Consider the following 24,545-nt stretch of genomic DNA (forward strand, 5'->3'; position numbering starts at 1 on the left):
TTTCTTTTTACAAAAAATTAAAAGCGTTCATCATCCAACTCCCTCCCAATCCGGCAGGGAGTATTCGGCATGCCTGCTCCTCATCGCTCGAGGCGAACGATAGCTTCCTCCCATCCCCTCTTTAATCCCGCCGCAGCTCGCTTACCTCCTTTTGATATTTCCGCACCCGAAATTACTTCTATTTTACAAATCCCCCATGAACGATGATATGGACTTAACATTTCCAGCTTACACTTGTCCTATCGAACATTTAATCATGAGGGGTGGATTAGTTTGAGTAAAACGATGGACCGCAAAACCTTCCTTTCTTATCTGGGCACCGGCGCAACCGCGCTTGCAGCTGCTTCTGCCGGCTTAGGCGTTCTGGAGGGCAAAGCTTCCGCGATGTCGGGAACAGCCAATCATCTGTTCGGATTCAAGACAAACCGCGTCAGCGGATATTTCGATCCGATCGAGCCTACCAAGGCCGACGAGCTCGTCCTGCCGAGAAATTTCAAATACGACGTCATTGCCGCATTCGACGACGTGATCAATCCGGCCGGCGAAAAATTCGGCTCCGGCTGCGATTACAACGCCTTTTTCCCGATCAACGGGTCCAATGTCCGCGGTTTGCTGGTCAATAACCATGAATATTCCACCATCTTCTCGATCGGCCCGGTGAAAGACGGCAAAATGACGGCCGACCAAATCGAGAAAAACTTGTACTATCAAGGCATGTCGGTGATCGAGGTGTACCGTGACGAGAAGGGCGTATGGAAGATGGACACATCCTCCAAGCATGCCCGCCGCATTAACGGTTTCACCAAGTTCGACATTACCGGCCCGGCGCGCGGCATTCCGGCGCTGAAGGGAGCAACGACGGCTACCGGCACATTCGCCAACTGCTCCGGAGGCGTAACCCTCTGGAATACGGTGCTGTCCTGCGAAGAGAATTTCGAGGAAACCGCAAGCATCTCGGGATTGCCGGAAACCCATTACGGCTGGGTCGTCGAGGTCGATCCATTCGATAAATCCTTCCTTAAAAAGCATACGGCGCTCGGAAGATTCAACCACGAGAATACGGCAATGGGTCTTGCGAAAGACGGCCGGGTCGTGGTCTACATGGGCGATGACAAGAAGGATGCCTGCGTGTATAAATTCATCAGCAACGGCAAATACGACAAGAGCAAGGGACGCGCCAACTCCGCCCTGCTGGAGGACGGCACGCTCTACGTAGCCAACCTGAAATCCGGAAAATGGCAGCCGGTTACGCTGGAAGAGGTGCTGAAGGCGGCAGCCGACGCGCCGGAGGTTAAAGGCAAGTTCAAGTCCCAAGGCGATGTCGTCACGTATTGCCAGGAAGCCGCTCGCCTCGTAGGCGGAACGCCGACGGACCGTCCGGAGGATATCGAAATTTCGCCGTTCGACAACACCGTCTTCGTCTGCCATACGAACAATGACAACCACGGCAATATTCATGGCCATATTACGCGGATCTTCGAAGCCGGGAACGATCTGGCAGCCCTCGAGTTCGATTTTGAAATCTTCGCGGCAGGCGGCCGGCAATCGGGCTTCAGCTCCCCGGACAACCTGGCGTTCGATTCCAACGGCGATCTGTGGGTCGTGACGGACATCTCCAGCAGCAGCCAAAATAAAGGCGTGCATAAATCCTTCATGAATAACGGACTGTTCGTTATTCCAACGAGCGGACCGGATCAAGGCAAAGCGCTGCAGTTCGCCTCCGGCCCGGTGGAATGCGAGCTGACAGGCCCGTTCTTCTCGCCGGACGAGCAGACGCTCTTCCTGTCTGTACAGCATCCGGGCGAGAACACGGAGGATCTGAGCAAGCCGACCAGCACCTGGCCGCACCGCTCGGGAGAGAACATGGCGCGCTGCGCAGTAGTCGCCATCAGCGGCTTCAAGCTGGACTAATCTCAACTATAGATAGGAGCGATAGTCATGCCGTTTGGCAATATCGGAATCGGTGGCTTAATCTTGATTTTAATTATCGCCTTGATCATCTTCGGGCCTTCCAAGCTACCTGAGCTGGGACGGGCATTCGGCAGAACCCTGAGCGAATTCAAAGGCGCAACCCGGGGCTTGGTGAACGGGGATGAAGAGAATGAGGACGGGAAGAAAGACGATGCTCCTAAAGCGGCTGCTGCAGCGGGCAAGCAAGGCAGCTAACCCGAACGACCAGAGCGCGATCGAGCATCTCGAGGAAATGCGGAGGCGCCTGATCCGCACCCTGATCGCGTTCCTCGTTGCGATGGTGGCCGCCTTTATCTACGTCGAGGAGATTTACCGCTGGCTGGTTCGGGATATGGACGAGAAGCTTGTGCTTCTCGGTCCTTCCGAGGTCATGTGGGTCTACATGATCATCGCCGGCGTCGTGGCGCTGGCCGTCACGCTTCCGGTTGCGGCCTATCAGGTCTGGAAGTTCGTGCAGCCTGCGCTGCCGGATGGCGCCCAGCGCTCCGCGCTGCTCCTCATCCCGGTCATTAGCGTGCTGTTCATTGTCGGGCTCGTCTTCGGCTACTTCGTGCTGTTTCCGATGGTGCTGCAGTTCATGCAGCGGATGGCGGAAGGCCAATTCGAGACGATGTACACGGCTCAGCGGTATTTCACCTTCATGATTCATATGACCGTCCCGTTCGGATTCCTGTTCGAAATGCCGGCCATTGTCGTATTTCTTACCAAGCTTGGCATCGTGAATCCGCTTCGGCTGGCCAAGATGCGCAAGGCAGCCTACTTTCTGCTCTGCATCGTAGCCGTAACGATCACACCGCCGGATATCATGTCCGACCTGATCGTGATCGTCCCGCTGTTTCTGCTGTATGAGATCAGCGTATCGATCTCCAAAGTCGTTTACCGCAAGCAGCTGCAATTATCGCCTGCAAGCGGAGGCACATCCTGATCCTTCAGCTCCCCCTTGAAGGATGATACCCATGGAACCCGCGAATCTGCTCCCTTACCTAAGTAAGCGGCAGACTCGCGGTTTTTTTCGTATTCGCTCCGCCCAGACAAGTTTATTTTCCCCTTTCTCTGTAGCTTCTGGAAAGAATCCATCAAAACTTTTAAATGATGCATTGATTTATGAGGCAAGTTCTCCTAGTATTTTTAATAGATCATTTAACGGCTCGGCAATCCGGCAATTGCTTCGCTGTCTTTATGATAGCGCTATCACGGTGCTATTAAATAACGGGAGGCCTGCAAATATGAAATGGAATCACTTCAAGTCCAAGCTTTTGGTTAAGTATACACTCTCATATATATCCATTTTCCTGATCCCTCTTGTTATTTTGACCGTCATCATTTATCACAACGCCGTTAAGACCTTACGATCGGAAATTGAGCAGACCAACGTCAATCAGCTGACCCAGGCCAAAACCGTCATCGACGACCGTATGAAGGAGCTGCAGGATATCGCATTCCGTATCGCCTACGACGAACAGTTGACGCGTTATTGGACGCACCATCCGTATTACAGCCGGGAATCGATTGGCGCCCTGGTCAAATATAAAGCCACCAGCTCGATTATCGATGAGCTGTTCCTATTCTTTCGCGGGGATAATAATATCTATTCTTCCCAAGGTCTGGAGAACCTCGACGTGTTCACCGGCCGCTACAAATTCAACACCTGGAACAAGGAGGATCTGATCCGGGACTTGAATACCGTGCGCCTCCCGACGATGCGCCCGGCGGAGCAGGTCATCCAGGGCACCCGGGGGCAGAAATCCATGCTGGCCTATCTTGTGCCGATCGCCCCGAACAACACCCCTGCCCATGGAACCGTCATGTATTTGATCCATGAATCCAATTTGACGGGCTTGATCGATTCCATCTTGACCGATTACCATGGCATGACCTATATATTCGATAATAACGGCCAGGTGCTGGCCGCCAATCATCACGGTGACACCATTACGAAGAACGACGTAAAAGCGCTGTTTCAATTGGAGCCCGGTACGCACAGCCTGTCCCTGAACGGAGAGACCCATTCGGTGGTTTCCGTCAAATCGGATGACGGCTGGACGTATGTTACAGCTATGCCCAGCAGCCAGTTTTTCAGCCGCATCGTCCACATTCGGACCTTTGTTGTATTGGTGTTCTCGTTCGTTGTCATCATGGGTACCGTCCTTGCGATTTTACTGGCCCGGAGGCAGTACCACCCGATCTCCGATCTGATGGAGTTCGTGCGCTTGAGAAATGTCCGCAGCCTCTCCGAGCCCCCCTCCCAGACCAACGAGCTGGACTGGATCAAGAAGACGCTGCATGACTACAGCAAGCGCGTTGACCTTCAGGAGCCTTACGCGCGCAACCATATTCTGCTGATGCTGCTGAAGCACGGACATACCGGGGAATTGCCGTCCGACCTGAAGGAGCAGCTCGGCATCCGCTTCAACCGCTCCCATTATTTCGTCGTTACGATGGGCTGGGAGACGCATTCCCTGCCCGAAGCGGATCCATCAGGCGGCTGGCCGCTGATGCAGCTGATGAACGAGGTCGAGCTGCCGGAGCTGACCGCCCATGCGTACGGAGTGGAGCTGCCGCAGCCTGACCGGCTTGCGCTCATCGTCGGATTCAATGCCGATACCGGGCATGAGGCCAGCCTGAACGGCATCATGGAAGCGATCGTGGAGGCGCTCCGGTCGATGGTTATGGAGCACGCCGGCAGCCCGCCTGTCATCGGGACCGGCAACCGCTACAGTCATCCGGAGCAGCTGAACCAGTCCTACATTGAGGCTTCCACCGCATTTGAGGCCTCCATGCTTCACGGTCAGGGCAGCACCACCTTCTTCCATGCGCTCTCCGGAGCGAAGGATTCCTCCTCCTTCTGGGTGCCGAAGGACGTGCTGCTGAAGCTCGATCAGAGCTTGAAGCAGGGAAGCTACGACGTGGCGGCCCGGATGATCTCCACCGCGCTGGACAGCCTGAAGGAGGAAATGCCGTCGGTTCCGCTGCTGCGCTGCATCTGCTTCGACATTTTGAATACGCTGCTGAAGACGGCCTCGGAGCTCGGCATGCACCATGTCGTTCAAGAGCTTCCGAGTATCACATCATACGACTCCCTGGAGGACCTGGAGAAGAAGCTCGCCGGTCTCGCCGCCGACATCTGTACCCATGTCGAGGCGAAGAGCGAGACGGAAGAAAGCTCCTTGATGGACGAAATCGTAAGCTATATCGATGCGAACTATTCGGATTATGACCTTAGCCTGGGAACGATCTCATCGAAATTTTCGATCTCCTCGTCCTATTTCAGCCGCTCCTTCAAGGAGAAGGTCGGGGTGAACTTCACCCAATATATCTGGCAGAAACGGATGGACGAAGTCATCCGGCAGCTGCTGCATACGTCCGATCCGTTGAAGGACATTATTTCGCGGGTCGGCTACCTGGATACGCCGAACTTCATCCGCAAATTCAAGAAGGAAACCGGCTATACGCCGGGACAATACCGCAAAATGCACAGCCAGAATGGAAGTGCCGACGCCTCGGATGATGAGGATGAGGAATATATCGGGTAGCCGGTTGCTGCCTGCATGCACTACAAACAAAAACCTCCCCTGAAGCTCGCAAGCTTAGGGGAGGTTTTGTTTGTGCTCATATGTCCAAAGAACCATCCAGGTATCCCTGGATTCGCAACGCGCACATTGGGCATGTGCCGTCTATCTTGGTATTACGGAGCCTTCTGTACGGCCTATTCGATTGCTCGGGAACGGGCCGATTATTTGCTCCCCAGGCCTTGATGCATCGCATCCAGCAAGCGTCCGGTCTTGTCGCAGCCGTATTCCCAGAACATGATGCCCGCCAGGCCCTCGTCCCGGACATAGCCGCATTTGCGGCCGATCGACTCCTCATCGTCGTAGGAAATCAGACACGAGCCGTTAAACAAAAACGGCGCGCACGCCTCGTCGTCCCAGTACCGGACATAGCCGTTCTTGTCGATGTAATCGGCGGCAAGCTCGGCGTAGCCTGGCCCATAACCGCCCGTGGTACCGGCCATCTGGTGCAGACCCCGGTTGCGGTCCGGAACCTCGCGCCACATCCGGGAATAGAACGCTGCCCCGATCACGATTTTCTCCTTCGGCACGCCGGCGCGCACGAACAGGTTTACGGAAGCATCGACGCTGATCCGGAACAGATCGCCGGACGGCGCATACAGATTCGTATGATGCCCGGTGAGGATCTGAAAGCCGCCGCGCATGTCATACGTCATCAGCTGGACGAAGTCCAGATACTGCTGGACCTGATCCATCTCTGTGCCATCCACATAATATTGATCGGCTCCCGCCGCGATCGTCAGCAGATAATGGCGGCCATCGCGCTCGCCCTTGGCATCCAGCGCTTCGCGGATCGCCTTCAGCAGCAGCGTGAAATTCCGCTTATCGTCCGGGCTCGAAGCAATGCCGGCTTCGCCGTAGCAAGGATATTCCCAATCAAGATCAATCCCGTCAAACGGATGCGATTCCAGCACCCGGACGGCCGAAGCCGCCATGCGGCTTCTTCCTTCTTCGGTGGAGGCCGCTTCGGAGAATCCCCCCGCGCTCCAGCCGCCGACGGACAGGAGCACCGTAAGGCTGGGATGATCCCGCTTCATGGCATGCAGAACCTCCGCGTTCTTCAAATGCTCCGTCGTAATTTCATCATTCCGAACATGGCCGAAAGCCACGTTCAGATGGGTCAGCTTCAATAAATCCTCCCGCTTCATCTCGGGAAGAACGGCATCAACGGCATAGCCAGCCACAATATATTGCTTCATGTTCCTTCGCCCTCCAGCTCTCCATTTTAAGAGGATATTCCCGACAGTATGCGCAGCGCTTCCTTGCCCGTACCGATCTTATAGCCTGAAGCCGTATACCGGATCTGGTCCTGACTGTCCAGCACGAACAGATGCGGAAATCCGGCTTCGCGGGCCGGCGATTTCGAGATGAAATCAGGCAGGGCCGAGTAGCTGGCGTCACGCGCAAACACCGTGCGCTGCGGCAGCTTCGGATAGCTGGCAGGATCGAACGAAGCGGTCCATTCCTTCTCTCCGATCACCAGGACAATCGGAACGTTAAGCTGATCCAGCGACTCCGCCAGCTCACTCAATTCGCGGAGCAGATGCTTCGTCGGCTCGCGCTCCGGCTCAAGCCAAGCGGCTATCGCGCCTTCGGCACCCAACAGGTCTCCCATAAGCGCAGCCTTTCCATCAAGCAGGGTGAGCCCATGCTCGCGCGTAAGCGTGCCGAGCACCGGAATCTCTTCCCGGGTGTCGCGGAACGTCAAGGATACCGCAGCGGTTCCGTCTGCACGGACTGTAAAATAGGTGAAGCGCACTCGAACCGTGCCGTCCTTGAGACGGACACCGGTCGTTAAGCGATAAGCCCCTGCCTCGACCTCGAACGGATCATCATATACGTTAGACATGCCGTATGGATAAATCAGCGTCTTATATACGCCGTTCGTAAGGCGGGCGAGCGAAAAGTTCTCGCCGTAGGAGGCGGACGGCACGTCCTGTCCGGCATTCGAATCCTTTAACAGACGCAAGAGACCCCATCCGCCGGCTTCCTGATTCGCCTCACGATCAGCGCTGCCGGCAGCGTCCGGCTGCAGCGAAGCCTCTTCCCAAGCGCCGTTATGCCAGTACTGCGGCTTCTGCTCGCTCGGGTGCAGCCGCGCCGGGATGCCCAAGCTGCGGCATACGGCGACGAACAGAATGTCCAGCGACTCCGAATCGCCCTTCCGCAATCGGAAGGTGCCTGCCGGGTTGCCTTTCCCCTTCAGATTAGGAAGGTCCTCCCACAGCTCGAAGCCATCCGCCAGGCGGCCTGCAAGCTTCGCCGGCGTTACCCGGAAGGCTGCGATCTCTTCAGGGGTAAAGGTCCCCTGGAACAAACGGCGATACGGCACGAGCATTTCAAACGATACGCGCGGACAGAGAATGTATGGGACGAACAGTTCCTCCGCCCAGCTCCCTTGATGCTCCATCGCACCGGCCAAATGATCGTTCAGCGTAGGCCGGAAGGTATCGATCAAGTCCTTCTCGTTCAGAGATTCCAAGAGCCGCAGCGGCCACTCGCCATACTCGCCGGACTGCTCTTCAAGGAAAGCGGCAATCTCTCTGCTGTTGCCCCGGGCTTTATGCAGGACGTCCCACACCCGCTCCGGCGGCAGCCCGAGTCCGCGGGCGATGCTCTCCGCCTCCTCGGCTTTCAGGAAGGTATCCTCGTATTCGGTCCGGATCCTCGTCCCTTCCTCCAAGCGGCGGTTATGGCGTTCCAGCTCCTCCTCGGACGGCTGTTCATCGGCATCCCCCTGAGCTTCGGGAGGAGGAACCATATCGAAATCAACCGTACCGACCGGCTGCGCCGCTTCGGCGACCACGATTTGCACCTGCTCTCCGTCCCCGGCGCCCAGCTTATGCTCGCCCCAAGCGCCGTCTTTCACGGCACGGATCAGCACGTCGCCATAGCCCGTCTTGAACGAAGCTTCCCCCTGCTCATTGGTCGGCAGAATCGCAATCGGATACAGCTCCGCCATGTTATACAGCTCGAAACGCACCTCGGCGCCGGCCACCGGTGCCCCGTTGTTATCCTTGACTTTGACATGGATCGTGCGTGTTCTTGCATAATTCTCGAGCAGATTGATTTCGGTAAACCACTTATCGGCCAGCGTAATATCCTCCGGTCCAGGGTAATCGGCGAAAATCCGGGTGTTGATCAGCATCGCTCGCCGTGCGGGCGGACTGAACCAGCCTTGATTCAGGCGGGCTTCCGGCTCGCATGCGCCGATGTAATACCATTGCCCGTCAGCCCATGCCTCCACCCAGGCATGATTGCTGTCGCAATGGGCCCAGCGCGGCGTATATACTTGACGGGCCGGGATGCCGATGCTGCGCAGGGCGGCTACCGCGAGCGTGGATTCCTCGCCGCAGCGTCCGCGCGCGTTCCGAATCATCGTCAGCGGCGATATCGTCCGCAGATCGCTCCCGATGTACGTTGCCTTCTCATGGCACCAGTAATTGGTCTCGAGAATGGCATCCTTCATCGATAACCGCGAAGTTCGCTCTGCCAGCGCATCATATAGAATGCCGCGGGAATCCTCGATATTTTCCGTGTTGACGCGGTAAGGCAGCACGAAGTGCAGGAATAGATGATCCGGCACTCGATTTCCCCAAGGCACCTGCTTTCGGATCGCCAGCGTCCGGCGCACATGGCTGAGGAACAGCTCCCCGTCGTAATCGGCCATGTCATTCACCGGCATGTAGGCGTATAGATACTTCAAAGCCCACGTTTCCTCTTCGGTCAGCTCTTGGTCAAATATGCCGAACAGCTCCTGCTTTCTGGCCTCACCCAGGATCAGCTTCTCTTTGAATTTCGCCTCGATGGTCTCCCGCATATCGGGTTCCAATGAAAATGCGGAGGTTTGAATGGTCATATCGGCTTTCACTCCTTCCACAGCTTCCCGTCTTCCCGTATACAGATCACGGCGCTGCCGTCCGAGGACGGTGCGGTGATCTGGAACAGGCCGCGGGTCGTTTCGATGACGGGCTCGATGCTCCATGAATCCTCGCCCATCAGCAGCTTCAAATCCTTTGTGAATTCGCCATGCCCTTCGTAATAATTGCGCTCGCGGTAATAGAGCTTGCGGAGCTCCCATTTGATCCGCTCGTCTTTTGGCAATTCAAAGCCCGAGCCCGCTTCGCCCTCCGCGAAGACGACGTAGCCCCACAGCTCCGGATAATGCATATTGATGATGCCCATCGGCGACCAGACCCAGTTGTCCTCCGGGTATGGCTTGCCTGTCTCCGGATTGAGCACCTTGCGGTATTCGCCGTCCTGCACCTCTGTCCGCCATTCCACGCGGGAGAAGTTAACGCGCCAGAATTCACCCGGCACCGGCGGACGCCCCTCCTTCGCACATTCCCGCAGACTGCTCCAAGGCATCGCCACTTCCACGCTCCACTTCCGGTTATCCGCCCCGGGACGGTTCAGCTCTCCGTCGATATGCACGGCGGTCTTTAGCCCTGCGATATCCCAGCCGTTGACCGGAGGCCCGCCGTCCCGGTACGGCTTGACCAGCAGCAGATCCCATACGGTATTCAGCGCATTGATTTCGAACTCGTAATATTGATGACTATCCCCGTCCGGATCGATAAAAATCTCAAAATCATTGTCGTAAAAGATCACCGAGTCCCGCTCGGTCAGCGTTGCCCAGATCTGATCCTCGATCAGCTCCGCCGCGAAGTAGAAATACTCGTCATCCCACAGCATTTTGACCCGGGTCCGCTTTTCGGGCTTCGGCCTAAGATCCCCCTCGATATCCACGAAATCCTCGGTCCATTCCGCCGCTTCCCAGAACGGCTTATCGATCCGTCCATCCAGCTCAAGGGGCTCCTTCGCACGACGGCATATGTAATGTTTCGGAGCATATTCGATCTGCGGCTCCGGCACTCCGCTTCGGTTCATTTCATTCCCTCCGTTTGACCCGGGAGGAGGCGCCGGCTGCATAACCCGCGCCCTCCCGGCGATTGTTTAGTTATGGGTGACAACGGCTCCGGAGCCGCCGTACATCTCCAGCTCTTCGTCAAACTCAAGTTTCAGCACCGTTACCTGTTCATGAGCATCTTCCGGAGTCATATGGATCCAGGTCGTTCCCGGAATGTTGAACCATGGCACCCCGCCATGAATTTCGTGGGTCAGCTCCTTGCCCGAATGCAGCACCGTAATCCTCTTGATCGGGTTGCAAAGACCTTTCAGGCATACATTCTCCTTCGGATCGTCATAGACGAACAGGTACAGCGTCTTGCGGTCTTTCGAAATGGTGCTTCCCCCTAGATAATAACGGGTCATGATGCCTTCCCCGGTTCCGAATACGGCCTCTTCATGCGTCCGGATCCAGTCGCCCAGACCGAGCAGAATGTCCTCCTGCCGCTTGTCGATCGTGCCGTCTTCCCGCGGGCCGATATCGAGCAGCATATTGCCGCCCATCGAAATGCAATCGCAGAACATCCGAATGATCTGATTCAGCGATTTGTACTTGTGATCCGTCGGCACGTAGCCCCAGGATGTATTGATGGTCGTGCAGAATTCCCACGGCCCCTCCGGCCTCGTGATCGGAATGCCCTGCTCCGGCGTCTTGTAATCGCCATGCCCCTGAAGCCTTGAATTGATGATCAGATCCGGATTAAAGGACTTTAAATAATCCTTGAATGCCGGCAGGTTCCACTGCTCGGCGCTGCGCTCCCAGTCCCCGTCGAACCACAGCAGGTCCACCTTCCCGTAATTCGTCAGAATCTCGCGCAGCTGCTGATTGTTAAATTGAAGGAACCTCTGCCATCTCTCCTCATCCTGAACGCCGTCCACCGGGCTAGAGAATCGGTTGACGCTCCCGAGGTCTTCCGGAACGCGGCCTCCTTCATACACGCTCGGATAGTCCGGATGCGACCAGTCGATCAGCGAAAAATACATCCCGAGCCGAAGCCCCCGCTTCGTCACCGCTTCGGCATATTCCTTGATAATATCCCGCTTCGCAGGCGTCCGCTTGACCACATTCAAGTCGCTGTACTGCGTATCCCACAATGCAACGCCGTCATGGTGCTTTGTCGTCAGCACCGCATATTTCGCGCCGGATTTCTCGATCAGATCCGCCCAAGCCTCGGCATCGAATTTCGATGCCGTAAAGCCGTCCAGCTGTTTCATATACTCCTCATAGCTGATCCTTCCGTTATAGAAGGACCAGGATTCGGAGACCCCGTCCACCGCGTAGATGCCGTAGTGGATAAAGATCCCCAGCTTCGCCTCCTCAAACCATGGCTGCATATCGTCCGCACCTTTCCCCGATGTACTTGTAGCTTTCTTAAGCTTCCCGAGCTGTCGGCCTATCCCTTAACGGATCCGGAACACATGAGCGATCGGCGCCGCCCCATGCAGCTCCCTCTCCGGCAGCCGTACCGCGATTCCGTTCTCCGTCCGGCGGTAATCCAGCACCTCCTGGCCGCCGATCAGGTCGATACGGCTCGGCTCTGTCTGAAGCGGAAGATGCACTTCCCCGGCAACCTCCTCCTGCTCGTCCTTGTACAGATAGAAGGCGTACGTTGTGTCCCCTTTTTGAGTAAAATGCACGTTCTGGACGGAATACGGCTCGCAGGTCCGCGTGCCATAGATAGCATCGCCGTATACCTTCAGCCATTCGCCCATGCCCCTCATCCGTGAGATCGCCGTCTCCGGCAGCCTTCCGTCCGGCTGGGGCCCGATGTTGAGCGCCAGATTGCCGCCCTTGGCCACGATCTCCACGAGCAGATGGATCAGCTGGCGCACCGATTTATAACGGTCCTCATACCGGAAGGAGAACGACGTTCCCATCGTGATGCAGCTCTCCCAAGGAACGTGCAGGGCACGCTCAGGCAGCGTCTGCTCCGGCGTAATGAGATTCTCGTAAGGTCCGCCGACCGTCCGGTCCGCCGACAGAAGCCACGGCTGAATCTCGCGCGCTTTCTCCACGACCTCGCCCAGCCGGATGTTCTGATCCCGATAATCATTCACCCAGCCGGCGTCAAGCCACAGCACGTCAATCCGGCCATACCTTGTCATGAGCTCCATGATTTGCTGATGCGTAAACTGGACGAATTGCTCCCATAACCAAGGGTATTCCTTCGGATTATAGCTAGGCCCCCGCGACGTGAAGCTGCCGGCTTCCATGCCGGGCGCCCAGTAGTAAGGCGTATGCCAATCGGCTTTGGAGAAGTAGGCGGAGATGCCAAGCCCCCTTGCCCGGAACGCATCGAACAGGTTCTTGGTGATATCGGCGTATTTATGCCGATGAAACGGACAATCCGTGCCCGTGATCCGGTAGTCGGTCGTATGGGTATCCCACATGCAGAAGCCGTCATGATGCTTCGTCGTAAAATTCAAATACTTGAAGCCGTTATCGGCGGCCAGGTCCGCCCACAGGTCCGGCTGGAAGCGCAGCGGATTGAACGTTTTATTCAAGTCAAAATACTGCCGCTTGAGCTCCTCCGCGTCGATGTCCCAGTCAATTCCGTCACGCGACCATTCCGCATCCTTATCGCTAAGCGCCCAGGATTCAACGAGCCCCAGCTGGGAATAAGGGCCCCAGTGCATCATGAGCCCCAGCTTCTGGTCCTTAAACCATTCAAGACGCTCCAGCAGCAGCGGATCCTCCGGCTTGACCCATTTGTCTTCACTGCTGTAATTGTGGACGCCTGCCTCCACGACCGGCTGCTCTTCTTCGATCAGCTTGTTCTCCGACATGTTAATACCTCCGAGTAGGTTGATTGTTCGTCACCGGGCGATTCGCTTCGGGCGGTCCGCAAGCCGCTCGCCGGTTTCGCTGCATTCCTCATTCATCCGTTTAAAAATAAGAGCCAACCCCCGGTCTGAAAGCCTAGACCGGGATATGTTGGCCTTTTGTTGTTCTTGTTATAGATCTGTATTATTTATTGGTGTTCCAGCGGTCGTAAGCGCCTTGGTACAGCTCGACGATGCGGTCGCCGCCCATCTTCTTAACCTGCGCTACATACTTATCCCAATTTTCAAGCGGCTCTTGGCCCGTGATGAACTTCGCTTCCATCTGCTTGACGTAAGTGTCCAGATCGGACATCAACGCCGTAGCCTCGCTTTGCTCCTCATTGGTCAAATACACGTTAGGGAATGGAGCTTTGCCGATCGGCACCAGCTTCTCTTGGTTTTGCTGATCGATCCACTCATCAAATTCGGTACGCAGCCCTTTCGCCACTTCAGGATCGTTGATGCCCGGCGTCAGAATGCCGTAGTTTGGCGTGATTTTACCGCGGTATTCCTCACGGTCGCCGCCATCCGGAACAGGAAGCCATTCTTTCACGCGGTTCTCTTTATCCTTGAACTTCCAGAGCACGCCTTCAGGTCCTTGATTGAACAGCGTCGAACCTTCATAGCTGTAGAGGTAGTCGATCCAGCGCATGGTCGCTTCAGGGGCAGGGTTCTTGCTGGAAATGGCGAACGTGCCGCGTGCCGACATGCCCGGATGCTTGCCGTATACCGGAGATCCTTCGATTTCGCTCTTCACCGGCGTCATGAGCGGATGCTCGGTGCTAGGCTCGCCACCCAGGGTGAAGTACGGATGATAGTCGTTGAATAATGCGAGCTGATTGTTTTCGCCTTTGGCTTTTTTCTGGTCTGCCGTCTGGGAGAAGGTTTCGTGATCCAGCAGCTCTTCCTTCCATAGACGGTTCATGAATGTCAGGTAGCCCTTATAGCCTTCTTCTTGGAAAGGATAATGCACCTTTCCTTCCTTGTCGGCATAGATGCCTTCGTTGTACATGCCCCAGAAGCCGAAGAAGTACATCCGCAGGTCATCCAGCTTGACGGAAGTCAGCGGAATCTCGTCCTTCTTGCCGTTGCCGTTCGGATCCTCTTCCTTCACGCGCTTCAGGAACGTATACAGCTCTTCGGTCGTTTTCGGCTCGCTGACATTGAGCGCCTTTAGGAACTTGCCGTTATACCACATCGGTCCGCGGTACCATACCGCTGCGGTATCGATAAACGGCAGTGCATACATATGGCCGTCCGGTGTCGTAAATGATTTGCGCACATCCGGATGCGCATCCAGAACCTTCTTGATGTTCGGGGCATAGCCTTCATCAATGTATTTCTCAAGCGGAATCAGGATGCCTTGACTGCCGTAAGTTACCTGCTCAGCCGGCTTCAAATCCGCAGCGTAAAACATATCCGGGAGATCACCGCTTGCAAACACCAGGTTCTTCTTCGTCTCGAAGCTGTCGATCGGCGAGAGCTGATACTCCAGCTTGATGTTCGTCAATTTCTCCATCTCTTGCAGGACAGGCATCGTCTTCCAGTCCGCCACCCCGGCATCCTGGGACATGACCGTCAGCGTAATCGGCTCATCGACGATCGGGAAGCCTTCCTTCTTGACCTCCGTGCTGCTGGACGTTCCGGAAGGTGCGGCAGAACCGCCGTCTCCCTTAGGCGAACCACAGGCTGCAAGCATGGCTGCCGACAAGGTAAGACAGAGTAAAACGGATGATGCCTTACGAAGCTTCTTCATAACAACAACTCCCCTTTTTTGGTGTAGATTATGGTTTAAGATCAGCCCTTTACAGAACCAATCATAACACCCTGCACAAAGTAACGCTGAAGGAATGGGTAGATGACAATAACTGGCACCGTCGCGACGATGATGACGGCATATTTGACCAGTGCGGCGATTTCAGCCTTCGAGTTCATGGCGGCAGCCGATGAAATGTCGATGGCTCCTCCGCCTTGGGCCGCCATCTCCTGCAGAACCAGAATTTGGCGCAGGAAGAGCTGCAGCGGATACTTCGCCGCATCGTTCAGATAGATCATGGCGCTGAAATAGCTGTTCCAGTGCCCGACGCCATAGAAGAGCGCCATGACGGCGATGATTGGCATCGACAGCGGCAGCACGATTTTGATGAACAACCGGAAATTCGTACATCCGTCGATATGAGCGGCTTCCTGCAGCTCCTTCGGAATAGTCGACTGGAAGAACGTCCGTGCAACGATAATGTTCCAGATCGAAGCGGCTCCCGGCAAAATGAGCGCCCACATGCTGTTGATCATGCCGAGATCCTTGACGAGCAGGTAGCTCGGAACGAGGCCCCCGCCGAAAAACATCGTGACCAAGAACATCGCCATGAAGAATCCACGGCCTACAAAGTCGCTCCGGCTGAGCGCGTAAGCGGCCGGCAGCGTGACAAGCAGGTTGACCGCCGTTCCGATCACGGTATAAATAATGGTGTTCTTGTAGCCGATCCAGATATTCTGGTTCTCGAACACCCGAGCATAGCCCTCGAAGGTAATTCCTTTAGGGAACAGCCACATTTCGCCCGAGGCGACGGCCTTCGGATCGCTGATCGATGCGCTGACGATATACAGCAGCGGGTACAGAACAATGACCAACGCGATCGTTAAGTACAGATAGTTGCAAAATAGAAACAGTTTATCTCCGTTGCTTTCTTTAACTCCGGATGCCATGCGTAATTCCTCCTTCTACCACAGACTGTTTTCGCTGGTGCGCCGCGCAATTTGGTTGACCGTGAGCAGCAGAATCGCATTGACCACGGAGTTGAACAAGCCGACGGCTGTTGAGAAGCTGTACTGCGCATCCACCAAACCGGAGCGATAAACGAAGGTCGAGATGACATCGGACGACTCCATATTAAGCGGGTTCTGGAGAAGCAGGATTTTCTCGAAGCCGACGCCCAGGATGCTTCCCATATTCAAAATCAGCAATATCGTAATGGTCGGAACGATCGCCGGAAGATTGATGTGCAGAATCCGCTTGAACCGGCTGGCACCGTCCACGACGGCAGCCTCATGCAGCTGCGGGTCCACGCCCGACAAGGCTGCCAGGTAGATGATCGTTCCCCAGCCCGTGCTCTGCCAAACCCCGGACAGCACGTACACCGTCTTAAACCAGGCAGGGTCGGTCAAAAATTGGGGCGGTGTGAATCCAAGAAACTCCACCAGATTGACAATCATGCCCGTCGAAGGCGTCAAGAAGGTAATAATCATACCGGACATGACGACCACCGAAATAAAATGCGGTGCATAAGTTACCGTCTGTACCGTCCGTTTGAAGAACGAGTCCCTCACCTCATTAAAGGCAAGCGCCAGAATGATCGGCAGCGGGAATCCTATAGCAAGCTCGTACAAGCTGATGCTCAGCGTGTTCCAGAGCAGGTCCCAGAAATAATAAGAATTAAAGAAGCGAACGAAGTGGTCGAATCCGACCCACGGGCTTCCCGTTATCCCTAATGTCGGGATGAAGTTTTTAAAGGCGATTTGTATCCCGTACATCGGCCCGTAATGGAATATCAGAAAGTACAGAAATGCGGGGGCGATAAACAGGTACAGCTCCCAGTTTCGGACCATCCTCCTCCATAAGGTATTTTTCTTGCGGCTTGCCGTTGTGTTAACCGATATGCTCTGCGACAGGGCGGTGTGGCCATCTTGCTGCATCGGTTTCTCCCTCCTCTTCTAATGAAAATCCGGTCAATTTAAGAGGCTGTTCAAAAAGCCGCCTTCTGATCTCGTAGCCAATCAAGGTGCTGATAGACCGACTTTTTGAACGCTCGCTTTAAGGATAAGCACCCCTGTTCAAATGTAAGGAAAGAGGTTCCTTGAGCACACTTCCTCATCTGCGGGTTTGCCGCACCGGAAAATGTTAACGCTTACATCCCAAGTGTATGGACTGCGTACCGATCCGTAAATATGTCATTTTCAATGGTCATTGTAAGCGGCTACAATCGTTGATCCTACGCGGTTTTGGCCATTTTTGCGCAGCTTGTCATTGTCATTTCGGCCAAGGAAAACATGTTGATTTTGACCGCAGCCAACGCTTTGGCATACTGTGCAAACGATTCGCGCCGTCTTGACAGATGCTGGATAGGAACGCTAAGCTTCAAAAAAACAGCCGTATCGCAAATCTCACATATTTTATTGAAACGAGGTTGAAACTCATGACGGAATCCCCTTGGATTTTAGCCGGATATGCGGGACGCAGGGTTCTCTCCGAGGTTACGGCAGAGGACGCGCTGCGACTCACCCATCTGAATGTAGCTTTTGCCCACATCCGGGAAGGCGCCATTTCGTACCCCCATCCGGAGACTGCCGATGAAATCCGCCGGCTGAAATCGGTTAACCCTAAGCTTCAGGTTCTGCTGTCGGTCGGCGGCTGGGGCTCCAGCGGCTTCTCCGAGGCAGCCGCCTCGCCGGAAGCAAGGGTACGCCTTAGCGAATCCGCTAATGAAATTTTGGAGAATTACCCTTTTGACGGAATCGACCTGGACTGGGAGTATCCCTGCTATTCCGTTGCGGGCACCTCCGCTTCGCCTGACGACAAGCGGAATTTCACGCTGCTGCTTCAGGCGCTCAGAGAGTCTCTGGACCGGTTCGGGCGGGAGAAGCACCGCCGCTATATGCTGACCATTGCCGCAGGAGCCGATCAGTATTATATAGATGGAACCGAGATCGACCTCATCCACCCCTTTCTGGATTTCATACAGCTGATGACCTACGACATGCGGGGCGGCTTCCAGACGTACACCGGGCACCACGCGAATCTGTATACGTCCACCGGCGATCTGTTCCGGATCAGTGCGGACGCCTCGGTCCGATTATTCACCGCGGCGGGGGTGCCGCGCGAGAAAATCGTCATCGGAGCTGCCTTCTATTCGAGACGATGGAACAACGTGCCAAACGTGAACAACGGATATCTCCAGGTCGCTCCGGCCGCAGGCGGTTACGGTCCGACTTATACGGAGCTTGCGGCTCAATATTTGAACAATCCCGCCTTCACACGGCATTGGGACGACGAGGCGAAGGCCCCTTACCTGTTCGACGGCAGCAGCTTCATCAGCTACGATGATCCCGAGTCGTTAACGCATAAATGCCATTACGTAAAGGAGCAGCGGCTTGCAGGGATCATGTTCTGGGAATACAGCTGCGATGCGACACGCAGCCTGCTGGATGCGATGCATAAGGCGCTCGTTCTTGAATGATCGCCCTCTCTCAAAGCCCCCCTTTCTCTAAATGGATTGTCTTCAGTTACGGCCTGTTTCTCTTATTTGGAGAAGCAGGCTGTTCTTCGTTCGTGTGATTACACAGATGCAGAATGTTTAGATGTGTAATGTTTTATAACACCAAATTGCCATCTGTTCAAATCTGTGCTTGTTGCTTGTTTTCATTCTAGGGGACCCCCCTCTTCGCGTAAATATGTCGTTTTAATCGAGATGAAATGCTGAAAGCCCCTTGATACAACTAGGTTTATTCCGCATGATATGTTGATTTTGTCCTGTACGTCCAAATCCATGCACAAGGTTTACATCACCGTTCACACATAAAAAAGCCGCTCCCTTTTGTTGGGGCGGCCTTTAAACAATCCACTTTCTATCACTAATATTACGTTTCATGTTATATATATTAACTCATTTTGCTGTTCTTCGATCATCATTGGTGACGTCACCGAAGAATCGGATCGAGTACAGCGCACACAGTCCCACAATCGTGTAAACGATCCGCGAGCCTGCAGAGCTCTGTCCGCCGAACAATGCGGCGACCAGATCGTATTGAAACAAGCCGACCAGCAGCCAGTTGATGCCGCCAATGATCAGCAGCAAGAGCGCAATGGTATTCCACGTTCTCATCGTCTTCCCCCCTTATATGAACCGAATGTTGATGAACATCTTGAATCGCATGCTATATAAGATGAACGATTGAACGGGATGCAGGGCAAGTGCGCTGAAATTCTCCTGCAAATCGCTGCTGCTCCGACCTCATTCTTTTGGTTCATTCTATATAGTTCTAGTAGTTTTAGTATCTAGTTTTAACCTTTTCTTGGCATTGTAATCATCCAAGCGCAAAAAAACATCCTCCGTAAAGAAGGATGCTGCGATATCCTGCGATATCCTGCGATATCCTGCGATATCCTGCGATATCAGGATGTTGCAATGAAGGTCACTCTTTGGATTTTTGCAAAATCCTCATGTAAATGACTTATTGATTTTCGCGATCGATGGAAGAACCGCTTACGTATATTTTAGAACATTCCCTGTCTGCTCCTAAGCAGCTCGAGAAATACTTCCACGGCTTTCGTATGATAGGGAGTCTTCTGTGAAATGAGGGAGAAGCGGCGAATCACGGGCCTCCCGTTCGGCTTCAGCATATGGAGGGTGCCGAGCTGAAGCTCCTTGCGAACCACAAATCGTGACAGAAGCGTGACGCCTAAGCCCGCTTCGACTGATTCCTTGATCAGCTGTGTGCTGCCGAATTCAACCACATGCCGGGGATGAAAGCCGCTAGCAGCGAACATTCGCTCCGTCGCCTCGCGGGTGCCTGAGCCCTGCTCGCGCAAGATCCACGTCTCCGTTTGAAGCTCCGCCAGCGGGATTTCAGACCACGGGTCATAGCGCTGCCCGCGCGGAACGACAACGACCATTTCGTCCTCGGCGAACGCCTCAATATGCAGCCGCTCGTCCTGATAATCTCCCTCGACGATACCGACATCCGCCTCGTGCCGCAGGATCATTTCCGCCACTTCGGCCGTGTTTCCGATGGTGATGGTAGGACGGATTAACGGATACTGCTGTCTCAAGGAAGCGATCATCCGGGGGAGCAGATACTCGCCGAAGGTATAGCTGGATCCGATCGACAAATCGCCGCTTGCCCGATGCATCACATCATCCACAAGGGCGTTCATGCGCGTATATAACCCCAGGATCTCCTTCGCGTGATGATATACGATCTCTCCCGCTTTATTCAGTCGAACATATTTATTGCTCCGATCCAGCAGCCGCGTCCCCAGGGAACGCTCCAATGCCCGGATATATTGACTTACCGCAGGCTGCGTCATAAGCAGCTCCTCCGCTGCCCGGGTGAAGTTCCCTTTCTCAACGACGGTCACAAATACCTCTAACGCCTGATCCATTTCCTCGCCCTCTTCCTCCCTATACATTCGTTTATGTTGGACAGCTCCATATTATCATAATAAAATACTTATCATTACTATTATTATGATTTATTTTTCTTATTTAATAAAGTGGGATACGATAGGTTCAGACCAACCGAACAAACCGGAGGTTATGACTTATGGCTGAATCCGTGCATTCCCAATCGCAAGCCGCCGGCCCTGCTGCGCTGCCGAAGAAGCCGTCGATGATGGCTGTCATCGGTGGCATCGCATTTACGCTGGCCATCGCCCTCATCGGCTTAGCGCTCGCAAACCTTCCAGGTCTTCGCTATCTCGGCCAGTTGGCTTGGGCGATCCTGATTGCCGCCGTGTACCGCCAGATTCGCGGCTATCCGGAGGCGCTGCGGCCTGGAATCCAATTTACGGCCAAGCGGCTTCTTCGTCTGGCCATTATATTGTATGGGTTAAAGCTGAATATCGGCATCGTATGGCAACAAGGCCTTGGGCTCATGCTGAGGGATGTCATCAGCGTTGTGTTTGCCATCGCCTTGACACTGCTCATCGCCAAGCGGCTTAAGGCGGATATGTCCCTGTCCCTGCTGCTTGGGATTGGAACAGGCGTATGCGGGGCGGCTGCCATTGCAGCCGTATCGCCCATCGTGCAAGCCAAGGAAAAGGATACCGCGCTTGGGGCAGGGATGATTGCCTTTGTCGGTACGATTGCTGCCATTCTCTATACCTTGATACAGCCGTTACTGCCCTTATCCGATGCCCAGTTCGGAATCTGGTCGGGCGTAAGCCTTCACGAAATCGCTCATGTAGCGCTTGCGGGAGCATCCGCCGGCGAGGAAGCCTTGACGCTCGCCCTGCTCGCCAAGCTTGGCCGTGTTTTCCTGCTCCTGCCCCTGAGCGTCGTCCTGGTGCTCTGGATGAAGCGAACGCATCCGAATGAAAGCAAGGCCAGACCGGAGTTTCCCTGGTTTCTCATCGGCTTTATGGCAGCAAGCATGCTGGGCAGTTGGGAATATACCGGACAGCCGATGATTCCCCTTCCGCTCAAGGATGCGTTGTCGCAAATCGCCTCCTTTCTGCTGGCGATGGCGATGGTAGGCCTCGGATTGAATGTTCATGTCAAAGATTTGCGCAGAGCCTGGAGACCGCTGCTGGCCATGGCCATAGCGACGATCCTGTTGGTCCTGCTGACTTACATGTTGGTTTGAATACACCTGCTCCCGCTGTCTGGGAAGGCAATGTCTGCCGGCGGAAGCAGGTGGAATCCGTAGGCTGCGCCGCCGGAATCGTCAGGAACACCGGCAATTTCGAGCGTGTTGGAGAGTCTGGAAATCCTCGCGTCCCATGACCCGTGCGGCCCCGTTATCATCCGGGGCCGCACGTTTTTTTATACGCAAATTCGTTGTGTCTCGCCGTTTTGCTCGTCTGTTCCATGCCATATTCGGGAACAATTGAACTGTGGTTTAACACGGTATGCTCCCCGGGTATGGTTTATGGATATGGATAGCTATACCCTGTATGACATAAACGCAAGCCATCTTTACAGAGGAGATGAACGCAAGAATGCAGCGAAATCATACGATGATGCAATTTTTCGAATGGCATGTCGCCCCTGACGGAAAGCATTGGAAACGTCTGAAGGAAGCGGCGCCCGAGCTCAGCAAGGCGGGCGTCGATACGGTATGGATCCCACCGGTGACCAAAGCGCTATCGGCGGAAGATAACGGCTACGGTGCGTATGATCTGTACGATCTGGGGGAGTTTGATCAAAAGGGCACCGTACGTACGAAATACGGCATGAAGCAGGAATTGATCGATGCCATCGCGGCCTGCCACAAGTACGGGATCGCCGTCTATGTGGATCTCGTGATGAATCATAAGGCCGGAGCGGACGAAACCGAGCGATTCCATGTGGTGCAGGTCGATGAAATGGACCGGACCAAGGAAATATCGAAGCCCTTCGAGATTGAGGGCTGGACGAAATTCACGTTCCCTGGCCGGGGCGGCAAGTACTCCTCTTTCCAGTGGAATTTTCATCATTTCAACGGGACCGACTACGATGCGGGTAGAAAGCGCGCCGGCATATACCGCATTCTCGGCGAGAACAAATCGTGGAACGAGAAGGTGGATCATGAATTCGGCAACTATGACTATCTGATGTTCGCCAATATCGATTACAGCCATCCCGAGGTCCGCAAAGAGATGATCGGATGGGGTCAGTGGCTCGTCGATACCCTGCAATGCAGCGGCTTCCGGCTGGACGCGATCAAGCATATCAACCATGATTTCATCAAGGAATTTGCAACAGCCATGAAGAAGAAACGAGGAGAGGACTTCTACATCGTCGGGGAGTTTTGGAATCCGGAGCTTCAGGCGTGCCGAAGCTTCCTTGATCGGGTAGATTACAAGATCGATCTGTTTGACGTATCGCTCCACTATAAGCTTCATGCTGCGGCCAAAGGCGGGCGTTCCTTCGACCTGCGGACGATCTTCGACGATACGCTGGTGCAATCCCATCCAATGAATGCCGTTACGTTCGTCGACAATCATGACTCCCAGCCCCACGAATCACTGGAATCCTGGGTGGAGGACTGGTTCAAGCAGAGCGCTTATGCCTTGATCCTGCTTCGGAAGGACGGCTACCCCGTCGTCTTCTACGGTGATTATTACGGCATCGGCGGGGAGCATTCACTTCCGGGCAAGAAGGAATCCATCGACCCGCTCCTGTATGCCCGGGCTCACCTCGCGTATGGCGAGCAGGATGATTATTTCGACCATCCCAACACGATCGGCTGGGTTCGAAGGGGGCTGCCGGAAGCCAAGCACTCCGGATGCGCGGTCGTTATGGCAAACGGGGATCCCGGCGAAAAACGCATGTATGTCGGCACCCACCGCGCTGGTGAAGAGTGGATGGATCTGACTGGCAACCGGGATGAGCGCGTTACGATCGGGAGCGACGGCTTTGGCGTCTTTCCTGTACACGGCGGCAGCGTATCGGTATGGGCACGGAATACGGACCATCAAAATTGAAGGGCTCCTAACGCGACTCTCCTTGATTGGTTCGGATGATGCACAACAAAAAAACCGGAAGCATCGAATTCGCATATCGCCATGCATCGATTGCAGGCATTTAGGCGAATCATGATCGACTTCCGGTTTTTTTCTCGTAATTGAAGCTCGGCCAGCACGCTCTTAAAGCCTCTAGCCTCTCACCTGGAAACGGCGGCGCAGGCCTTCTGCGAGCAGATTAAATGTCACAATGGCAATCATCATCGCACACGCAGGATAGAATACATACTCAAACTTGCCGAGGAATATATCCGTGCGGTGTCTGGCCAGAATGGTCGCCCAGTTCAGCCCTGTCTCAACGAATTCCATCGTATAATAATCGACTTCCTTCCACTCATGCCCCAGAAAAATGTTTACAATCGCAAGCTGGCCGAGAAGGAGCAAAACCTTGCCCATGTCGAGACAGAAATTGACGATCATCTCCGGAAACATGATGGGAACGTAATAGTTCTTTGTCAGCGTTCTGGTACGGAGCCCCAGTGCGGTGCTCGCTTCCATGTACGGCTCCCTGGACATTTTATAAGCCTGCTCCTGAACGGTGACGGCCACACGTCCGACCTCCACGCTAGCCAGGATCAGAATAGCCCAGGCCAGCCGGTGCTGGGCAAACAGGAGGAACGGAAGCGCCAGCAGCAGCGCCGATGCGAATACCGGCGGCATATAGGAGAACAGCTGATTCCAAAACGTGATCAGCCGGTGGCAAAACCCTGTTTTCCTTCGGGCCATGATCCCCAGCGGAATCGCGATAATGTACCTGACGGCCGCTATGGCCAGGACAAACAGGATCGTTTCCTTCGCGCCGACAACCAATCGGCTTAGATTATCGACCCCTTCCTTGTCCGTGCCGAGCAGGTTTTTGGACGATGGTTTAAAGGCAGGCAGCACGAGCTTCTCTTCACCGTTCTTCATGACCCACCGGGATCGCTCTTTGCTCAAATCCGCGTCGATAAACGGAAGATGGGGGCCGACGAACGCTACAAACACCAAGAAAGCAAGCAATGTGCCTCCGAGCCATAGAGGGATATTTTTCAAGTCCGGCTACCTCCATTCAT

General features: G+C 54.7%; 18 protein-coding genes. 7 read left to right on the top strand and 11 right to left on the bottom strand.

Annotated features, from left to right (window positions below):
• Positions 1-285: 285 nt before the first annotated feature.
• The 4 genes from J2Z18_RS01255 to J2Z18_RS01270 all read left to right on the top strand — a co-directional run bounded on the left by J2Z18_RS01255 (position 286) and on the right by J2Z18_RS01270 (position 5,504).
• Complete coding sequence (locus tag J2Z18_RS01255) at positions 286-1,911, top strand: PhoX family protein (RefSeq protein ID WP_007128903.1); 1,626 nt, start codon at positions 286-288, stop codon at positions 1,909-1,911.
• Positions 1,912-1,938: 27 nt separating this feature from the next.
• Positions 1,939-2,166 carry a twin-arginine translocase TatA/TatE family subunit gene (gene tatA, locus J2Z18_RS01260; RefSeq protein ID WP_007128904.1) on the top strand — a complete coding sequence of 76 codons (228 nt, stop codon included), beginning with the start codon at positions 1,939-1,941 and terminating at the stop codon, positions 2,164-2,166.
• Positions 2,102-2,896, top strand: coding sequence for a twin-arginine translocase subunit TatC (gene tatC, locus J2Z18_RS01265; protein WP_276824950.1), 795 nt, complete (start codon positions 2,102-2,104; stop codon positions 2,894-2,896). The genes tatA and tatC overlap by 65 nt, the downstream gene beginning before the upstream one ends.
• A 301-nt stretch (positions 2,897-3,197) precedes the next feature.
• Positions 3,198-5,504 carry a helix-turn-helix domain-containing protein gene (locus J2Z18_RS01270; protein WP_210094044.1) on the top strand — a complete coding sequence of 769 codons (2,307 nt, stop codon included), beginning with the start codon at positions 3,198-3,200 and terminating at the stop codon, positions 5,502-5,504.
• A 200-nt stretch (positions 5,505-5,704) separates the two neighbouring features.
• Here the strand turns inward: J2Z18_RS01270 and J2Z18_RS01275 are convergent, their stop codons facing one another.
• From J2Z18_RS01275 to J2Z18_RS01310, 8 genes are all read right to left on the bottom strand, one after another.
• Positions 5,705-6,739, bottom strand: a complete 1,035-nt coding sequence (locus tag J2Z18_RS01275) for a glycoside hydrolase family 18 protein (RefSeq protein WP_007128907.1) — start codon at positions 6,737-6,739, stop codon at positions 5,705-5,707.
• Positions 6,740-6,765: 26 nt separating this feature from the next.
• Positions 6,766-9,399: a transglutaminase domain-containing protein gene (locus tag J2Z18_RS01280; RefSeq protein ID WP_210094045.1), complete on the bottom strand. Its 2,634-nt coding sequence runs from the start codon at positions 9,397-9,399 to the stop codon at positions 6,766-6,768.
• Positions 9,400-9,407: 8 nt separating this feature from the next.
• Complete coding sequence (locus J2Z18_RS01285) at positions 9,408-10,430, bottom strand: carbohydrate-binding family 9-like protein (protein WP_144879839.1); 1,023 nt, start codon at positions 10,428-10,430, stop codon at positions 9,408-9,410.
• 66 nt (positions 10,431-10,496) lie between these two features.
• Positions 10,497-11,783: an alpha-L-fucosidase gene (locus J2Z18_RS01290; RefSeq protein WP_210094046.1), complete on the bottom strand. Its 1,287-nt coding sequence runs from the start codon at positions 11,781-11,783 to the stop codon at positions 10,497-10,499.
• 66 nt (positions 11,784-11,849) lie between these two features.
• A complete protein-coding gene (locus J2Z18_RS01295; protein ID WP_210094047.1) occupies positions 11,850-13,235 on the bottom strand; it encodes an alpha-L-fucosidase in 1,386 nt (461 codons plus the stop codon).
• A gap of 181 nt (positions 13,236-13,416) precedes the next feature.
• A complete protein-coding gene (locus tag J2Z18_RS01300; RefSeq protein ID WP_007128912.1) occupies positions 13,417-15,027 on the bottom strand; it encodes an extracellular solute-binding protein in 1,611 nt (536 codons plus the stop codon).
• 41 nt (positions 15,028-15,068) lie between these two features.
• Positions 15,069-15,977, bottom strand: a complete 909-nt coding sequence (locus J2Z18_RS01305; protein WP_007128913.1) for a carbohydrate ABC transporter permease — start codon at positions 15,975-15,977, stop codon at positions 15,069-15,071.
• A gap of 15 nt (positions 15,978-15,992) precedes the next feature.
• Positions 15,993-16,964, bottom strand: a complete 972-nt coding sequence (locus tag J2Z18_RS01310; RefSeq protein ID WP_007128914.1) for an ABC transporter permease — start codon at positions 16,962-16,964, stop codon at positions 15,993-15,995.
• Between the two features lie 500 nt (positions 16,965-17,464).
• Between J2Z18_RS01310 and J2Z18_RS01315 the strand changes: the two genes are divergently transcribed.
• The gene (locus J2Z18_RS01315; protein WP_210094048.1) at positions 17,465-18,505 is read left to right on the top strand and encodes a glycoside hydrolase family 18 protein; all 1,041 of its coding nucleotides are present in this window, start codon (positions 17,465-17,467) and stop codon (positions 18,503-18,505) included.
• A 426-nt stretch (positions 18,506-18,931) separates the two neighbouring features.
• Here the strand turns inward: J2Z18_RS01315 and J2Z18_RS01320 are convergent, their stop codons facing one another.
• A complete protein-coding gene (locus J2Z18_RS01320; RefSeq protein ID WP_007128916.1) occupies positions 18,932-19,150 on the bottom strand; it encodes a DUF378 domain-containing protein in 219 nt (72 codons plus the stop codon).
• Positions 19,151-19,542: 392 nt separating this feature from the next.
• Positions 19,543-20,430, bottom strand: coding sequence for a LysR family transcriptional regulator (locus J2Z18_RS01325; protein WP_028404058.1), 888 nt, complete (start codon positions 20,428-20,430; stop codon positions 19,543-19,545).
• Between the two features lie 161 nt (positions 20,431-20,591).
• On the opposite strand from J2Z18_RS01325, the gene J2Z18_RS01330 reads away from it, so the two are divergent.
• Both J2Z18_RS01330 and J2Z18_RS01335 read left to right on the top strand, forming a co-directional pair.
• Positions 20,592-21,632 carry a YeiH family protein gene (locus tag J2Z18_RS01330; protein ID WP_210094049.1) on the top strand — a complete coding sequence of 347 codons (1,041 nt, stop codon included), beginning with the start codon at positions 20,592-20,594 and terminating at the stop codon, positions 21,630-21,632.
• A gap of 355 nt (positions 21,633-21,987) precedes the next feature.
• A complete protein-coding gene (locus tag J2Z18_RS01335; protein ID WP_210094050.1) occupies positions 21,988-23,454 on the top strand; it encodes an alpha-amylase in 1,467 nt (488 codons plus the stop codon).
• 171 nt (positions 23,455-23,625) lie between these two features.
• On the opposite strand, the gene J2Z18_RS01340 is transcribed toward J2Z18_RS01335, so the two are convergent.
• Positions 23,626-24,525, bottom strand: a complete 900-nt coding sequence (locus J2Z18_RS01340) for an ABC transporter permease subunit (protein WP_007128920.1) — start codon at positions 24,523-24,525, stop codon at positions 23,626-23,628.
• Positions 24,526-24,545 lie beyond the last annotated feature (20 nt).

It is taken from the genome of Paenibacillus lactis (genome assembly GCF_017873605.1).
Lineage (GTDB): Bacteria > Bacillota > Bacilli > Paenibacillales > Paenibacillaceae > Paenibacillus_AQ > Paenibacillus_AQ lactis.

Excerpts from the sequence above, each read along its gene's own strand:
- J2Z18_RS01280 (WP_210094045.1), bottom strand. The coding sequence starts at position 9,399 with ATGACCATTCAAACCTCCGCATTTTCATTGGAACCCGATATGCGGGAG.
- tatA (WP_007128904.1), top strand. The coding sequence starts at position 1,939 with ATGCCGTTTGGCAATATCGGAATCGGTGGCTTAATCTTGATTTTAATT.
- J2Z18_RS01270 (WP_210094044.1), top strand. The coding sequence starts at position 3,198 with ATGAAATGGAATCACTTCAAGTCCAAGCTTTTGGTTAAGTATACACTC.
- J2Z18_RS01300 (WP_007128912.1), bottom strand. The coding sequence starts at position 15,027 with ATGAAGAAGCTTCGTAAGGCATCATCCGTTTTACTCTGTCTTACCTTG.
- J2Z18_RS01290 (WP_210094046.1), bottom strand. The coding sequence starts at position 11,783 with ATGCAGCCATGGTTTGAGGAGGCGAAGCTGGGGATCTTTATCCACTAC.
- J2Z18_RS01335 (WP_210094050.1), top strand. The coding sequence starts at position 21,988 with ATGCAGCGAAATCATACGATGATGCAATTTTTCGAATGGCATGTCGCC.
- tatC (WP_276824950.1), top strand. The coding sequence starts at position 2,102 with ATGAGGACGGGAAGAAAGACGATGCTCCTAAAGCGGCTGCTGCAGCGG.
- J2Z18_RS01315 (WP_210094048.1), top strand. The coding sequence starts at position 17,465 with ATGACGGAATCCCCTTGGATTTTAGCCGGATATGCGGGACGCAGGGTT.
- J2Z18_RS01285 (WP_144879839.1), bottom strand. The coding sequence starts at position 10,430 with ATGAACCGAAGCGGAGTGCCGGAGCCGCAGATCGAATATGCTCCGAAA.
- J2Z18_RS01310 (WP_007128914.1), bottom strand. The coding sequence starts at position 16,964 with ATGCAGCAAGATGGCCACACCGCCCTGTCGCAGAGCATATCGGTTAAC.
- J2Z18_RS01320 (WP_007128916.1), bottom strand. The coding sequence starts at position 19,150 with ATGAGAACGTGGAATACCATTGCGCTCTTGCTGCTGATCATTGGCGGC.
- J2Z18_RS01275 (WP_007128907.1), bottom strand. The coding sequence starts at position 6,739 with ATGAAGCAATATATTGTGGCTGGCTATGCCGTTGATGCCGTTCTTCCC.
- J2Z18_RS01305 (WP_007128913.1), bottom strand. The coding sequence starts at position 15,977 with ATGGCATCCGGAGTTAAAGAAAGCAACGGAGATAAACTGTTTCTATTT.
- J2Z18_RS01255 (WP_007128903.1), top strand. The coding sequence starts at position 286 with ATGGACCGCAAAACCTTCCTTTCTTATCTGGGCACCGGCGCAACCGCG.
- J2Z18_RS01330 (WP_210094049.1), top strand. The coding sequence starts at position 20,592 with ATGGCTGAATCCGTGCATTCCCAATCGCAAGCCGCCGGCCCTGCTGCG.
- J2Z18_RS01295 (WP_210094047.1), bottom strand. The coding sequence starts at position 13,235 with ATGTCGGAGAACAAGCTGATCGAAGAAGAGCAGCCGGTCGTGGAGGCA.
- J2Z18_RS01325 (WP_028404058.1), bottom strand. The coding sequence starts at position 20,430 with ATGGATCAGGCGTTAGAGGTATTTGTGACCGTCGTTGAGAAAGGGAAC.